The organism is Niallia sp. 03133 (assembly GCF_052663225.1).
Genome location: NZ_JBQTCY010000002.1, coordinates 91,554 through 104,960, shown reverse-complemented (window position 1 = coordinate 104,960; position 13,407 = coordinate 91,554). Strand labels below are relative to the sequence as shown.

The window sequence follows — 13,407 nt, the reverse complement described above, 5'->3', positions numbered from 1 at the left end:
GCTGTAATTAAAAAAAAGAAAATAAATGGATGCCAAAAGATAGGCAAATTGATTATCATTTTTTATTATTTATTATATAATAGTAAAAATTACTTTGAAAAAGGGTAATAAAGTCCTTTGATAAAAGAATCGTGGTGGACAATCTTAAAATAGTTTGTGTTTTTAGAGTTGATGCAAATAATGCCCGAGTGAAGGATATGCTTTAATTGGCCTCAACGTAAACAAACACACCTTTTGAAGGTGTTTTTTTATAAATTTTTTAATAAAAAAGGAGTGTCGGAGATGAGAGATGTAACATTAACAAATATATTTAAGCATCATATTGCACAAAAATACATTACCAGGTCTGGACTGGCTCATGCTCTGGCAGTTGCTTATCATGCTTTTGAATTAGCAAAAGAGAGAGGCATTGATGTTGATATAGCAGCAAAGGCAGGATTTTTGCATGATATGGGTCATTATACTTGGTATAAAGATGGAAAATGGGACTATAAGTTATACAAACAAAATGATATTCATCCAATAAAAGGTGCTGAAAGGGCACACAAGCTATTAATTCGATTAGGAGAAAATCCAATTAAAGCAAAAGAAATTGCGCTTGCTGTATTATTTCATACGGATAGTTTTATTTCTGGTGGTAGTGTAATCCTTACCCCGATTCAAAAAGTCGTTAAATTAGCAGATGAAAAAGATGAGGAACCAGGCGGCCATCATCATTATCGCAGCATATCAAAAGAAAGAGCCCTAATAAGTTTGCAGCATCTAGATGATAGAATTGATGAGTACTTGAAAAAACAAGAGGAGAAGAGGTGAAACCTGTAGTTCCTATCCGTTAAGATAAAGGAGTCTGTAAAGGTCCTTTATCTAACCTCATTCCAAAGAAAATTACGTCCAATATCTTTACTCTAATGTCATCTTTCATACATAACTTAACAACTATCAGCCATATTTTTTACATTTTATTCAATCGGATGTCAATCAATCTTTGCATTCCCCTTCATTATACAGCCTTTTTTTTAACTGGAAAAATGCTATAATAATAAAATATCTTGTAAGGGTAAAAATAAAGTATTCAAAGGTTAAAATATATGAAAACATCAACTTATATAAAAGCGTGGCAAAATGCGCTTCAATCTGAAATAAATTATTTGAAAAAGTTTTCTCATTCGAGAATTGCTTTATACAATGGCAAGCTTTTGCATACGGAAGAATTATATACCTATTATTTTGAAACAAGTGCATTTATAAAAATACCAATTGGTTCTACCATTCAACTGCTATGGGGAACATTGCAATTAGATGGACGAATTCTTTCTTCAGATGGAAAAAGCATCCTGGTAATTGTAGAGAAATCAGTGGGTTACGATGTTTCAGAAGCTTATTTAGTTCATGATCCATGGGAATTATTAGAGCAGCTGATAGCACGTTTTGATTCGATTAAAGAAAATAAAAGGAAAAGAGTACGAATTACTCGTTTAATGAATCCAACCATGGAGCCAAAGCATCCTTGTGAGGGAATCCAAAACCATGTTCATGAGCTGGCTTTAAGAAGCAAATACAATCCGGTTACGTTTGTTTGGGGACCTCCTGGAACTGGAAAAACGTATACGTTGGCAAGAGCAGCATTGCAGAGATATTGGAAAGGAAAACGAATCCTGCTCTTGTCTCACAGCAATCAAGCAGTAGACGTATTGATAAAAGAAATTACGAAGACTGCAAAAAAGAAGAATCGCTTTAAATTAGGAGATATTCTTCGATATGGAGGCAATGGATCTGATAGCCTCTTAAACGCTGAAAAAGTGACAACAACCATGCTTTTGGAGGAAAAAGACCAGTATTTATCTATTCAGAAAAAAGAATTAACAGAAGAAAAAAGACAGCTTAAAATGGATCTATCTAAATCCTTCAGCACTCGTGATTCATCATCCCTATTAAAATTAGAAGAAAAACTTGCCCGATTATTGGAGAAAATAAGGAAAAGAGAACTGCAGTTTGTAAAAAAGTCCATGATTATCGGTACTACTTTAGCAAAAGCGGCAAGTGATCCTGCAATTTATGAAGAGGAATTTGATTTAGTGGTGCTGGATGAAGCAAGTATGGCCTATATACCGCATGCTGCATTTGCAGCATCACTTGGCAAAAGAGTGATTATTTGCGGAGACTTTAAACAATTGCCGCCCATTGCTGCTGGAAGAGGTGAAGCAGTAGCTAAATGGCTAAAAGAAGACATTTTCCACGCGGCACAAGTTGCTGAGAGCGTCTCTTCCAATAGTTTGCATAACCATTTACTGCTTTTGAATAAACAGCGCAGAATGCACCCGAGTATTTCTGCTTTTACGAATGAATATATCTATCATTCCTTAGTAGGCGACCATCCAGCTGTACTTCACAAAAGAGAGAATATAGCGGAAAAACTTCCAATTAAAGGATCAGCTAATATCCTATTGGATACAAGCAGCTTTGGTACATATAGTAATGTGGAAAAAGGATCAAAATCGAGATGGAATGTAATCCATTTGTTATTGTCCCTTCAAGTTGTTTATGAAGGAATTAAAGATGGCGGAAAGAGTATAGGCTATATAACACCATACCGTGCACAAGCAGAGTTGATGGATGGTTTAATGGAAGAATGGTTCCGTGAAGAATATGCTGCAGGCATGCTTGCAGCTGCAACTGTGCATCGTTTTCAAGGTAGTGAAAAGGACATGATCGTGTTTGACTCAGTCGATGGCAATCCCAATGATCGAATCGGAATGCTGTTGATTGGCAAAGATAGTGATCGTTTAATAAATGTTGCTGTAACCCGGACAAGAGGGAAATTTATTCATATAGCCCATTGTCGTTTTTTGAGAAACAGGGCAGACAGTAGTAAAACCATTCGAAAGCTTATAGAGCATCAAGCGAAAAAGAGCGCTGTTCTGACATCCAGACAAATTGGCAAATGGGTTAACCATCAATCCTCTTTTCTTCAATGGATGCATGCTAAACGCTTGGACAATCTTTTCTCTGATATAAAAAACGCAAAAAGTTCAATTATTATTGTTTTAACCCCAAAAAGTAGATTATCTGCTGAATGGATAAAAACACTAGAAAATACAAAAAATAATGTGCAGGTAAAAATATATGGTCCTACTTCCAACCTGAATCGTTCTCATTTATTTATTGAAAATATGGATATCGTTTTTCCTATGATAATCCTTGATGAACAAATCATATGGCTTGGACATCCATTAGAAAATGTAAAGAACAGCGAGCCGCCTTCGATTGCAGTGAGAGCCGTCTCAAACCATTTGAGTTCCTTTTTAATGAAACAATTGCCAGAACAGCATCAATAAAATTTTCAAAAAAAGAAGAAAAAAGGATTACAGTTGGACTGTAAACCATGCTATGATGATACATAGTTACTTAGTAGGAGGATGTATGCAAGATGAATTTAAAAGATACACTAAAAACAATCATAACAAATGAGACAGAATTGGAAGAAATGATAAAGGTATATGAAGGGGAAGGGTATATTCCCACTGCTTCAGAAGAAACACAACAACAATTGCTGGAGCTATTAGAAGAAAATGATTTTTATGTGTATGATACACAATTTATAGATTCTGTCTACCGTTTATATATTGAACTGTAAGCGACCACTTTGAAGAAATGAAATAGTTGGGCTGTGCAATAGCTTGCTTTTATGGCGAATTGCACAGTCTATTTTTATGCAAAAGAATGTGGAGCTTGCCTATCAGCAGTAAAATCAAGATATAGATTGGACTCATTGGATATCGGTTTTGTAGAGAAGGAATAAAATTTTACGCATCCAAAATAAATATTATCAAAATATAAGCAATAAAAATATTATAAGGATCCTAAATCTAATTAAACAAGTCTATTCTACGTTGCTGTGAGGATGCAAACAGCAATAACTATACAGAAAGAGGTGCTCTTCATGAAATTTAATAATAAAGTTGTTGTAATAACTGGCGCAAGCAATGGGATAGGAAGGGGTATTGCGAAAGCTTATTTGGAAGAAGGAGCAAAGGTTGTATTAGCAGATATTGATGAAAAAGCAGGAAATACATTTTTAACAAAAATAGCAAATTCGGATCATGCTGTATTTGTCAAAACGGATGTGCGGAAAGAAGAAGATATTATTTCTTTAATGAAGACTACAATTGATACATTCGGTGTGATAAATATTCTAATCAATAATGCAGGAAAAGTGCTGTTTAAAACTGTATATGATTTATCGGTTGATGAATGGGAAGATATGATGCATACAAATTTAAGAAGTGTCTTTTTATGTTCACGTGAAGCTGCCAAATATATGCGAACAAATAAAGATGGCGGTGCAATTGTGAACATGTCTTCATCAAGAGCATATATGTCAGAGCCAAATACAGAAAGCTACAGTGCAAGCAAGGGTGGGATTATCGCAATTACTCATGCACTTGCGAATAGCTTAGCAGACGATCATATAACCGTTAACAGTGTTTCACCAGGCTGGATTGAAACAAAACATTATGAACACCTGAGAAATATTGATCATGAACAGCATCTGTCCAAAAGAGTAGGAAAACCAGCAGACATTGCAAGAGCATGCTTGTTTTTATCGAATAAGGAGAATGACTTTATTACTGGTACCAATTTAATGGTTGATGGGGGAATGACAGTAAAAATGATTTATGAAGATTGACCGTTTGAATGAATGGCAATAAGGGATGTATTTTCAATTCAATCTTTTTTTGATGGTGTACAAATTCAGTGTTATCACAAAAAAAGAATTTGTTTAAAATTATTATTTTTTGTACAATAATGTATGTTGAATTTGAAAGTACAGGGAGTGGGCTATTGTCAATGTTGAAAACATTTAAACAGCAAAATAAAAAAACAGTATCATTTGTATTCGTTTTTCTGCTGATGTTTGCTTTAACTGCATGTGGAACTGGAACAAAAGACAGCACAGAAAAGGATAGCAGCGCAAAGTATCCAAAAGTAAAAGAGAATCCAATTGCGTCTATTACAATGAATGATGGTACAAAGATTGAGGTAGAGCTTTATCCAAAAGTTGCTCCAAATACGGTTGCTAACTTTATTTCATTGGCTAATAAAAGCTTTTACAATGGATTAACATTTCACCGGGTTATTCCTGATTTCATGATCCAGGGTGGAGACCCGAATGGGAATGGGACGGGAGACCCGGGTTATTCTATTAAAGGGGAGTTCAGTTCAAATGGTGTAGAAAATAACGTAAAGCATGAAAGAGGCGTTATCAGCATGGCAAGATCTAGTGATCCCAATTCAGGTGGATCGCAGTTTTTTATTATGGTTGCAGATGCAGAACATTTAGATGGTGAATATGCAGCATTTGGTAAAGTAATAAAAGGGATGGAGGTTGTCGATAACATAGTTCAAGTAGACCGTGATGAAAGCGATAAACCAAAAGTAGATGTTGTGATGAAACAAATAACGGTCGATACAAAAGGAGTAAAATATCCACAACCAGAAAAAGTAGATTAAAGAAAGAGGAAACATTTTCTTTCTGGATAAAAAAATGGTATGATAAATACTGATTTTGATAAAGGAGTGTTATGAATGGCAAATAAAGGGTACATATTAATGCAAAACGGCGAAAAAATCGAATTTGAATTATATCCAAATGAAGCACCAGGTACAGTGGCTAACTTTGAAAAACTAATCAAAGAAGGTTTTTATGATGGTTTAACATTCCACCGTGTTATCCCTGGTTTCGTAAGCCAAGGGGGAGATCCTAACGGAAATGGATCAGGCGGACCTGGATATACAATCAAATGTGAAACAGTAGGAAATCCTCATAAACACGTAGAAGGTACACTTTCTATGGCTCATGCTGGAAGAGACACTGGAGGAAGCCAATTCTTTATCGTACATGACCCACAACCACATTTAAACGGTGTTCACACTGTATTCGGAAAAGTTACATCCAACATTGAAGCTGTAAAATCAATGAAAAATGGCGATGTAATGGAAAAAGTGGAAATTACAGAATAAAAAAACAGCAGGCTAGCATATGCAGCCTGCTGTTTTTTAGTTTGAATAAATTTATCCCACTCTTAACGGGCAGTAACCCCCCCCCACCTCGGGGATGCTGAGAAATCAAGGAAGCTAGGTGTTGAAACTCGCCCGTAAAGATCCGAGGGAGGTACACAAACGAAGATCGCCACTTCCTTATGTCTTCGTTTGTAAGATCCACTTCCTGTGGACCTAAAGCTTTCCATCAGTGGGGGATGAACAAAACCCCCACTGATGGAAGGTACACTTTATACCAGTTACAAAGAATTACGTTTGGAAAAATTCGCTTGTCTTTTAATAAAGGATGCAAGTTGAACTTTTTCTTTAGAATCTAAATTGTTTATTTTTTCTTCTAATAGTTGTTTGGCAAAATAGTAAAGTTCTATGTCCAACGCATTGTATTCTTTTATTAAGTTTATTAGATCTGAAGAAATTTCTTCTTTTAGTGGCCGATTTTTCGTTATATTTTTTTTCGTATAGTTAACTTTTTTCCAATTAAATTCTTTTTTTAAGAAAAAAAGAGACTCATCAAACATATCGGTTACACCAACTATCTGGAACGTTTTTAACCGCTCTTTTGCAGTGTCTAAGTCTGGATTAACAAAATCTCCACAAATTAATACCGTCTGATTATTTTGTGCTTCTGGTTCAGCAAGAATATACTCTTCAAGACTCATATCTTTCACTCGTTCGTAGCCTGGAAATGTTTGTAAAAAGTAATACAAGGAGATTACTCGATCCACAGGATTCCTTAACATGGTAAAGTATCTAAAAGGTTTGTTGAAATATTCATGGTCACCATAAAAATGATGTCCAGCGACTGCTAATATTTTATTTTTTTCATGTTCGTTTAATTCATCTAATGTTTTTATTTCTCCGTTATAGGAATCATGATCATGAAATTTTTTACTGTTATATTGTCGTTTAAATATCTCATTAAGTGTTGTACCGCCAGTTTTTGGAATATGAATAAATACAGATACAGCTTTATCTGCCATAATAAACCTCCTTTTTTATTGTGAAGTTATTATATGAGGTTGAATATCTATTAAGAGCGATATAAATAATTATCTCGAATTAATTTTTGTAAGGATCAATAAATATGAGAAGAAATAGGTGTTTCTTACTTATAGGTTACATATAATGTATTGAATTAGAAGTGGTTGGTAGTGTATTTCTATAATTTTCATTTCTTTTAACATTTCTTGATGATATTTACTTGTTCCAGATTCTTCATGGGTTCGGAATTTTGTGAGTACTTTGTCTAAATAATGTATTTGATATCCTTTAGTTAGTAAACGAAACCACATTTCATAATCATGTGTATATTTAAATACTTCATTAAATAATCCGATTTCTTCAAAGACAGATTTTTTTATTACAACCGTACATCCATTAATTACATTTGTTGTTAAGAAGTCCATATATACTTCATTGATATTGGAGAATCGTTTACAATGCCATGGAATGATGACATTGTTGTATTTATCGATAATATCGTAATTCGTAAAACTTGCATCCAATTCATTTTCAAGCATAAAGGAAAGCTGGTTAGAAATTTTGTCAGGCATAAAATAGTCATCGGAACTTAACCAAGCGATATATTCCCCTGTTGCATTTTGTATTCCATGATTTAAGGCTGTCGCAGTACCACCATTCGTCTTTTTTAAATATACAATATCATTTTTATATGGTTTAATTTTTTCACGGAATTTAGTAGAACCGTCATCTACGAGTACTATTTCAATATTTTCATAAGTTTGATTCAAAGCACTTTCAATGGCCAGATTCACGTAGGAACAGTTATAAAAGGGGATAATAATAGAAACTTTTGGGTTCATTCTTTAACCTCCTATGATTCTTAAATTTAGAATTTTTATACTCCATAGGAGTATTATTTTTTAGAATGGGTAAATTTGTCTTTAATGAAAAAGGAAATGGGTAATCTCCATTTTATTTAGAAGATGCCACGATCTCTGTTTACAAAAAGATGCAATACAAATAATTTTTTATTTACACAAATAAGCAAGGATTTGTTTTTGGTTAATAGACTTTTTCTATAATTCTAAGGAGGAAATAATATGAATGTACTTTTTGTTTATTATGTTCCAAGTGGTGGAGTTGAGACATTGAATCGCCAAAGATCTGCCGCCCTTAAGGAAAAAAATATAAATTGTCATTTTCTTTATTTTCGAAAAGCAAGAGATTTGGTAAATGACCATAATGCTCCAACCTTTATTACAGATGATGATAATAAAATAAAGGAAATACTTGAGAATGGTAGTTATAGTATGATTGTTATTATTTCTGATTATATATCTATCAAACGGTTTCGGGATTTAGGGTATAAAGGACTAATCGTTTTAGAAATTCAAGGTTATGGACCGAAACATATAGCAAGATCGGAGCTTACAAAAGCAGTTCCATACGTTACCAATTACGGGAATGGATTGCTAAACCCGAAAACGCCTCATATCTCTCAGCTTTTTGATGAATTATTTCCTTTCACACCAAAGTTTCAGTTTAATAATTGTTTTGATAGTAAAAAATTTCATTATCACTCCTTGCCGAAACATACAAATCCGATCATAGCTTGGATTGGCAGACTTGAGGATAATAAAAATTGGCGTGAATTTCTCCAAATTGGCCATAAAGCAATAAATAATATCAACAACAATCTTCAACTCTATCTATTTGAAGATCCTACATTATCCACTCAACAAGAGCGCGAAGCATTTCAACATTTAATAAAATCCCTGCAATTAGATAAGCATCTTACTATATTTCCTAATATTCCTAATGAAAAAATGGCAGAATATTTTTCTATCATTGGTGATTCAGGAGGATTTCTCTGCTCCACTTCGAAAGTGGAAGGTGCTCCTTATTCTGTTCTTGAGGCTTTTAGTTGTAGGTGTCCTGTATTAACCACTGATTCCGACGGTGTTCGCAGCTCCATTATTCATAATCAAACAGGGAAATATTATACTTTAGGAAATATTGATGAAGCAATAGTAGAAGCGAATGATTTAATAAACAATATAAAAAGAAGGGAAGGGATACAAACAACGGCCTACAATCATTTAACAACTAGTTTTAGTCCTGAACAATATGCTTTTAATTTTATTAATATGTTAACTAGTCTAGGAGTAAATGATTAGCTAGTGAAAATTTCATTTAAGGTGATAACGAGGGGATATAAGAATAATATTTTATCCCCTGCCATGAATAGTTTGATGTTGAATCATTTTTTTGGGACCTTAATCAGTTCGGCGTATATCTCAAGATAATAAGAAGCTAGATTTTCCTATATTGCTTCTTTTTTACTACGGTAAAATTGTAGAATATCTTTTAAGGAGGTACTTAAAGAAATAGTTTGCTCCCAACCTAACTGTTGAATTTTTATTGGCTTTACCTCTTTTTGCCTATCTTTAGAATCAATCGAGAGAGAATGGATTGTAAAGTCTGCATGTGTAAAAGGTTTAAATAAAGAAATAATTTGTTCAAGAGAATGGCATTTACCAGAAGTAATTTCATAGCTTTCTCCTGCTTTTCCTTTTTGAAGAATTAGATCATAGGCACGTACTACATCTCTAACATCAATAAAATCTCTTGTTGCTACAAGGTTATTAACCTCCAAATGCTTTTTCGTTTTATTATCTTCCATTGCGATAATTTTTTTTGCTAAGATTGAACAAACTCCATTAGAATATCCAGGACCTATTAAATTGGAAGGAGTGGCAATCATAATATCCATTTCATATAAATCCCCCCATGCTTTTGCAATGATAGATTGGAGTGTTTTACTTAAACTATAGGGATGGGGAGGTATTGATTTTAGCGGATCAAATTGAAGTGCAGAACTAACAACTAATATTTTACATGCAGGATGAATTTGGTGTACTGCTTCGATTAGATATGCAGTAGACATTGCATTAACCTCTAATGTTTTAATTGGATCCACCCAAGAGTATGCCACGTTGTTTTTTCCAGCTAAGTGCAGTAAATAGTTAGGGGTTGTTTTATTTAAAAGTTCCATTATTTCAGCTCTATTAGTTAGATCACAATACTCTGTTCTTCCATCGATAGGAAATTCTGTCTTTTGTCTTGTTGCTGCAATTACTTCGTACCCTGCTTTAATAAAGTATTCACATGCATGCTGTCCAGTAAAACCATTTGCCCCAGTTATTAAGATTGAAGGCTTCTTCTTCATTGTCCTTTCATCCAATCTTTTAAAGAGAGAAGCATTTCTCGATAGCTTGGAATCTGGTAATCAAAATCCATTCTAGTATTTTTTATTGTTCTATCTTGAACCATTTCATAGTCTGGAATTATGGTAACGTCTTCTTTTTCAAATACATCTTGAATTAGTTTTAATAGATCATACTTGGAAATTTTTTGATTACCCCCTAAATGATAAATACCTGTAACTTGGTTTCTTATCATTTTTTCTGCAGCTTTCGCTAGCTCAAGTGTTGTTACACCATTCCAGAGAACATTTTTATACCCTTTTATCTCTCCAGTCTGTTTCATGAACCAAAGAAATAAACCAATTCCATCGTCTTTTAATTCTGGACCAATTATAGATGTTCTTATCGTTAAATTTTTATCATCCGTAATGTCACCCAATTGTTTCGAGCGCGCATATTCTGTTGTACCATTTGGGATAGCATTTTCTGAATAATCTCCTTCTTCACCAGAAAAAACACAATCCGTACTGATATGAATCAATTTCCCATGATATCGGTCAACTAATTTTGCTAATTGATGTGGTAAAAAGCTATTAACTTGAAGGGCTAATAAGGGATCCTTTTCGGCATGTTCATTTAATATGCCGATGCAGTTTATGACAATATCCGGTTTGATTGAGTCAAGCACTTTTTCCACACTATTTGGATTTGTAACATCAAGGTATATTGAATTTTTATCTTTCTTGTCCCTGGATGTATAAAGTACATGATACGCTGGACTCTTCTGAAAATAAGCTGCCATTACATGACCTGCCATTCCTTTTCCACCAAGGATCAATATTTTCATTTATAGTAAACCGCCCTTCAACAACATTTCTTTAATTTCGGCTTTACTTATTAGTCCGGTGCTAGAATTATAATCTTCTAGATCCACTGGTTTATAATTAGCATAATGTTCCTTTAATCCTTCTATATGGATAGAAGGGAGAATAACAAAGTATTCCTCGTCATATACCACAGTAGTTGTACTTTCGAATTTTGAAAGAAGCAGCTCATGAACTTTTTCACCTGGACGTATTCCGAGAATTTTTCTCTTTACATTTTTCACATTGGAGGCATCAATTAACACCTCCGCTAAGTCAATAATTTTACAGGTTGGCATTTTCATGACAAAAATCTCCCCGCCAAAGCTTTCATGAGTTGCTTTAAATACTAACTTAATAGCATCCTGTACGGTTAGAAAAAATCTTGTCATATTTATATCCGTTATCCCAACTGTTTGTTTTTCTTTAATTTGCTTTTTAAATACATGAATAACACTTCCGTTTGTACCAAGCACATTGCCGCCTCGAATGCATACAAATTTAGTATTGGATGGCAAAGTATTAGCGTGAATGATAAGTTTTTCACCTACTGCCTTAGATAAACCATAAATATTGGAAGGGTCAGAAGCTTTATCCGTTGAAATATAAACCACTTTATCAACATTGCATTCTATAGCTGCTTCTATTACATTTTGTGTCCCAAGAGCATTTGTTTTAATCGCTTCTAAAGGTTGATCCTCACACACAGGAACATGTTTTAATGCTGCTAAATGAAATAAATAATTGACATTATGACATGCATCAATTAATGATTTTTGTTCTTTAATATCCCCTATAATAAAATGCAGTTTGGGATTATTATCAAATTCTTGTTTCATGGAAAATTGATTCGATTCATTTCTTGAAAATATACGAATCTCCTTTGGATTCTCTTTTAATAATTGTTTAACAAGTTCGTGGCCCCAAGATCCTGTACCACCTGTGATCATAATTATTTGGTCAGTGAACAACCTTCATTCCTCCTAATAATACTTTTATCACTTTATCTGAAACATTTGGATAATCATATCCTTCCGGAAAAGTCCATAAATTGGTTTGTTGGATCATTACTTGCACACATTTTGCAATTTGGTCCTTTTGGACGCCAGATAAAATGTTGCTTCCACATTCTATCGTTTCCGTTCTTTCGGTAGAATTCCGAATAGTTACTGTTGGAACATGGAACAAGCAACACTCTTCTTGTACGGTTCCACTATCAGTCAAAACACATAATGCATTTTTCTCTAAATGAACAAAATCAAAAAAACCAAATGGTTCATGAAATTCAATTAACGGATGAAGCGTAATTTTTGAACTCTTTGCAACTTTTTCTCTCGTACGAGGATGAATGCTGCAAATGATTCTTTTGTTGTATTTGTTAGCGATTATATTAAGACCCTCAACGATTTCAATTAAGCGTTCTTCGTTATCGACATTTTCAGCACGATGTGTCGTTACTAAAAAGTAATCCTTTTTTTCAATAGATAACTTATTCAGGATGTCACTGCGATTAATGTTTAGATTATAGTGTTGCAACACTTCATAAATGGGATTTCCTGTAACGATGATTCGATTTGGAGGAATTCCTTCTCTCCATAAATTTTTTTCGCTTTGAGGAGTATAGGGCAAATTATAAGTGGAAATGGCATCAATTACTTTTCGATTTTTTTCTTCTGGCACTTCAAGATCGAAGCATCGGTTCCCAGCTTCCATATGAAATACAGGAATACCCATTCTTTCAGCTAAAATAGAGCTTAAGCCACTATTGGTGTCTCCAAGCACTAAAATCTTATCCGGCTTTTCAGCAATAAAGATCGTTTCAAGCTCCTTATACATGGTTGCTAATTGCTGCCCTAATGATTGCTGTTTATTAATAAGTTGATAATCGGGTTTTCTTATCTTTAGCTCTTGGAAAAAAATATCACTCAATGAATTTGTGAAATTTTGACCTGTATGAACAAGGATATGTTTGTCAGCTAACAAATCCAATTTTTCAATTATTATACTTAATCGTATAATTTCAGGCCGGGTACCTAATATCGTAAGTATTTTCATTTTTCACCTACTTTTTAATTAGATTTTCCTCTCCAACTAAATAATTGTTAATTCACCATTTTTTAACAAAACTTCGAAGGTGAATGCTTTTGTAAAAATATTAGTTCATTAACTAAGTTAATATGGAAAGGTGGCTCCTCTATTGAAAAAGTAAACCTTTATGACCATGTCCCTTATAGAGTATGTATTTTTTACATGATTGCCCTAGGCATGTCTAACAATTTCCTTCATTAAATTTCAAATATATGGATGTTTTGGCC

The 13,407-nt window shown here is 33.7% G+C and carries 13 protein-coding genes; 7 read left to right on the top strand and 6 right to left on the bottom strand.

Translation table 11 applies throughout. The annotated features are described in order from the left end of the window. Window positions 1-282: 282 nt before the first annotated feature. From ACTYBU_RS02980 to ACTYBU_RS02955, 6 genes are all read left to right on the top strand, one after another. Window positions 283-813 (top strand): HD domain-containing protein, encoded by a 531-nt coding sequence (locus tag ACTYBU_RS02980; protein WP_445487032.1) that lies wholly within the window; start codon window positions 283-285, stop codon window positions 811-813. A gap of 275 nt (window positions 814-1,088) precedes the next feature. Next, complete coding sequence (locus ACTYBU_RS02975; RefSeq protein ID WP_445487030.1) at window positions 1,089-3,335, top strand: AAA domain-containing protein; 2,247 nt, start codon at window positions 1,089-1,091, stop codon at window positions 3,333-3,335. A 92-nt stretch (window positions 3,336-3,427) separates the two neighbouring features. Next, window positions 3,428-3,634 carry a hypothetical protein gene (locus ACTYBU_RS02970; RefSeq protein ID WP_445487028.1) on the top strand — a complete coding sequence of 69 codons (207 nt, stop codon included), beginning with the start codon at window positions 3,428-3,430 and terminating at the stop codon, window positions 3,632-3,634. A 306-nt stretch (window positions 3,635-3,940) separates the two neighbouring features. Continuing rightward, window positions 3,941-4,687, top strand: coding sequence for a glucose 1-dehydrogenase (locus tag ACTYBU_RS02965; RefSeq protein WP_445487026.1), 747 nt, complete (start codon window positions 3,941-3,943; stop codon window positions 4,685-4,687). A 161-nt stretch (window positions 4,688-4,848) separates the two neighbouring features. Beyond that, window positions 4,849-5,511 (top strand): peptidylprolyl isomerase, encoded by a 663-nt coding sequence (locus ACTYBU_RS02960; RefSeq protein WP_445487024.1) that lies wholly within the window; start codon window positions 4,849-4,851, stop codon window positions 5,509-5,511. Window positions 5,512-5,586: 75 nt separating this feature from the next. Then, complete coding sequence (locus tag ACTYBU_RS02955) at window positions 5,587-6,021, top strand: peptidylprolyl isomerase (protein ID WP_445487022.1); 435 nt, start codon at window positions 5,587-5,589, stop codon at window positions 6,019-6,021. 278 nt (window positions 6,022-6,299) lie between these two features. On the opposite strand, the gene ACTYBU_RS02950 is transcribed toward ACTYBU_RS02955, so the two are convergent. Together ACTYBU_RS02950 and ACTYBU_RS02945 are read right to left on the bottom strand one after the other, a co-directional pair. Beyond that, a complete protein-coding gene (locus ACTYBU_RS02950; protein ID WP_445487020.1) occupies window positions 6,300-7,040 on the bottom strand; it encodes a sulfotransferase family 2 domain-containing protein in 741 nt (246 codons plus the stop codon). A gap of 129 nt (window positions 7,041-7,169) precedes the next feature. After that, complete coding sequence (locus ACTYBU_RS02945) at window positions 7,170-7,883, bottom strand: glycosyltransferase (protein WP_445487018.1); 714 nt, start codon at window positions 7,881-7,883, stop codon at window positions 7,170-7,172. A 240-nt stretch (window positions 7,884-8,123) separates the two neighbouring features. On the opposite strand from ACTYBU_RS02945, the gene ACTYBU_RS02940 reads away from it, so the two are divergent. Continuing rightward, window positions 8,124-9,200 carry a glycosyltransferase gene (locus tag ACTYBU_RS02940; protein WP_445487017.1) on the top strand — a complete coding sequence of 359 codons (1,077 nt, stop codon included), beginning with the start codon at window positions 8,124-8,126 and terminating at the stop codon, window positions 9,198-9,200. 146 nt (window positions 9,201-9,346) lie between these two features. Here ACTYBU_RS02940 and ACTYBU_RS02935 read toward each other — a convergent pair whose 3' ends face one another. The 4 genes from ACTYBU_RS02935 to wecB are packed head-to-tail and all read right to left on the bottom strand — an operon-like array spanning window position 9,347 to window position 13,147. Further along, the gene (locus tag ACTYBU_RS02935; protein WP_445487015.1) at window positions 9,347-10,252 is read right to left on the bottom strand and encodes an NAD-dependent epimerase/dehydratase family protein; all 906 of its coding nucleotides are present in this window, start codon (window positions 10,250-10,252) and stop codon (window positions 9,347-9,349) included. After that, window positions 10,249-11,076 (bottom strand): dTDP-4-dehydrorhamnose reductase family protein, encoded by an 828-nt coding sequence (locus tag ACTYBU_RS02930; RefSeq protein ID WP_445487013.1) that lies wholly within the window; start codon window positions 11,074-11,076, stop codon window positions 10,249-10,251. The genes ACTYBU_RS02935 and ACTYBU_RS02930 overlap by 4 nt, the downstream gene beginning before the upstream one ends. Continuing rightward, entirely contained in the window at window positions 11,077-12,063 is a 987-nt protein-coding gene (locus ACTYBU_RS02925; RefSeq protein WP_445487011.1) for a polysaccharide biosynthesis protein, read from the bottom strand. After that, a complete protein-coding gene (wecB, locus tag ACTYBU_RS02920) occupies window positions 12,053-13,147 on the bottom strand; it encodes a non-hydrolyzing UDP-N-acetylglucosamine 2-epimerase (RefSeq protein WP_445487010.1) in 1,095 nt (364 codons plus the stop codon). Before wecB ends, ACTYBU_RS02925 begins: the two co-directional genes overlap by 11 nt. Window positions 13,148-13,407: the final 260 nt, after the last annotated feature.

What these genes read in the sequence shown, in the direction of transcription:
- ACTYBU_RS02980 (WP_445487032.1), top strand. Translation starts at nt 283, where the DNA reads ATGAGAGATGTAACATTAACAAATATATTTAAGCATCATATTGCACAA.
- ACTYBU_RS02975 (WP_445487030.1), top strand. Translation starts at nt 1,089, where the DNA reads ATGAAAACATCAACTTATATAAAAGCGTGGCAAAATGCGCTTCAATCT.
- ACTYBU_RS02970 (WP_445487028.1), top strand. Translation starts at nt 3,428, where the DNA reads ATGAATTTAAAAGATACACTAAAAACAATCATAACAAATGAGACAGAA.
- ACTYBU_RS02965 (WP_445487026.1), top strand. Translation starts at nt 3,941, where the DNA reads ATGAAATTTAATAATAAAGTTGTTGTAATAACTGGCGCAAGCAATGGG.
- ACTYBU_RS02960 (WP_445487024.1), top strand. Translation starts at nt 4,849, where the DNA reads ATGTTGAAAACATTTAAACAGCAAAATAAAAAAACAGTATCATTTGTA.
- ACTYBU_RS02955 (WP_445487022.1), top strand. Translation starts at nt 5,587, where the DNA reads ATGGCAAATAAAGGGTACATATTAATGCAAAACGGCGAAAAAATCGAA.
- ACTYBU_RS02950 (WP_445487020.1), bottom strand. Translation starts at nt 7,040, where the DNA reads ATGGCAGATAAAGCTGTATCTGTATTTATTCATATTCCAAAAACTGGC.
- ACTYBU_RS02945 (WP_445487018.1), bottom strand. Translation starts at nt 7,883, where the DNA reads ATGAACCCAAAAGTTTCTATTATTATCCCCTTTTATAACTGTTCCTAC.
- ACTYBU_RS02940 (WP_445487017.1), top strand. Translation starts at nt 8,124, where the DNA reads ATGAATGTACTTTTTGTTTATTATGTTCCAAGTGGTGGAGTTGAGACA.
- ACTYBU_RS02935 (WP_445487015.1), bottom strand. Translation starts at nt 10,252, where the DNA reads ATGAAGAAGAAGCCTTCAATCTTAATAACTGGGGCAAATGGTTTTACT.
- ACTYBU_RS02930 (WP_445487013.1), bottom strand. Translation starts at nt 11,076, where the DNA reads ATGAAAATATTGATCCTTGGTGGAAAAGGAATGGCAGGTCATGTAATG.
- wecB (WP_445487010.1), bottom strand. Translation starts at nt 13,147, where the DNA reads ATGAAAATACTTACGATATTAGGTACCCGGCCTGAAATTATACGATTA.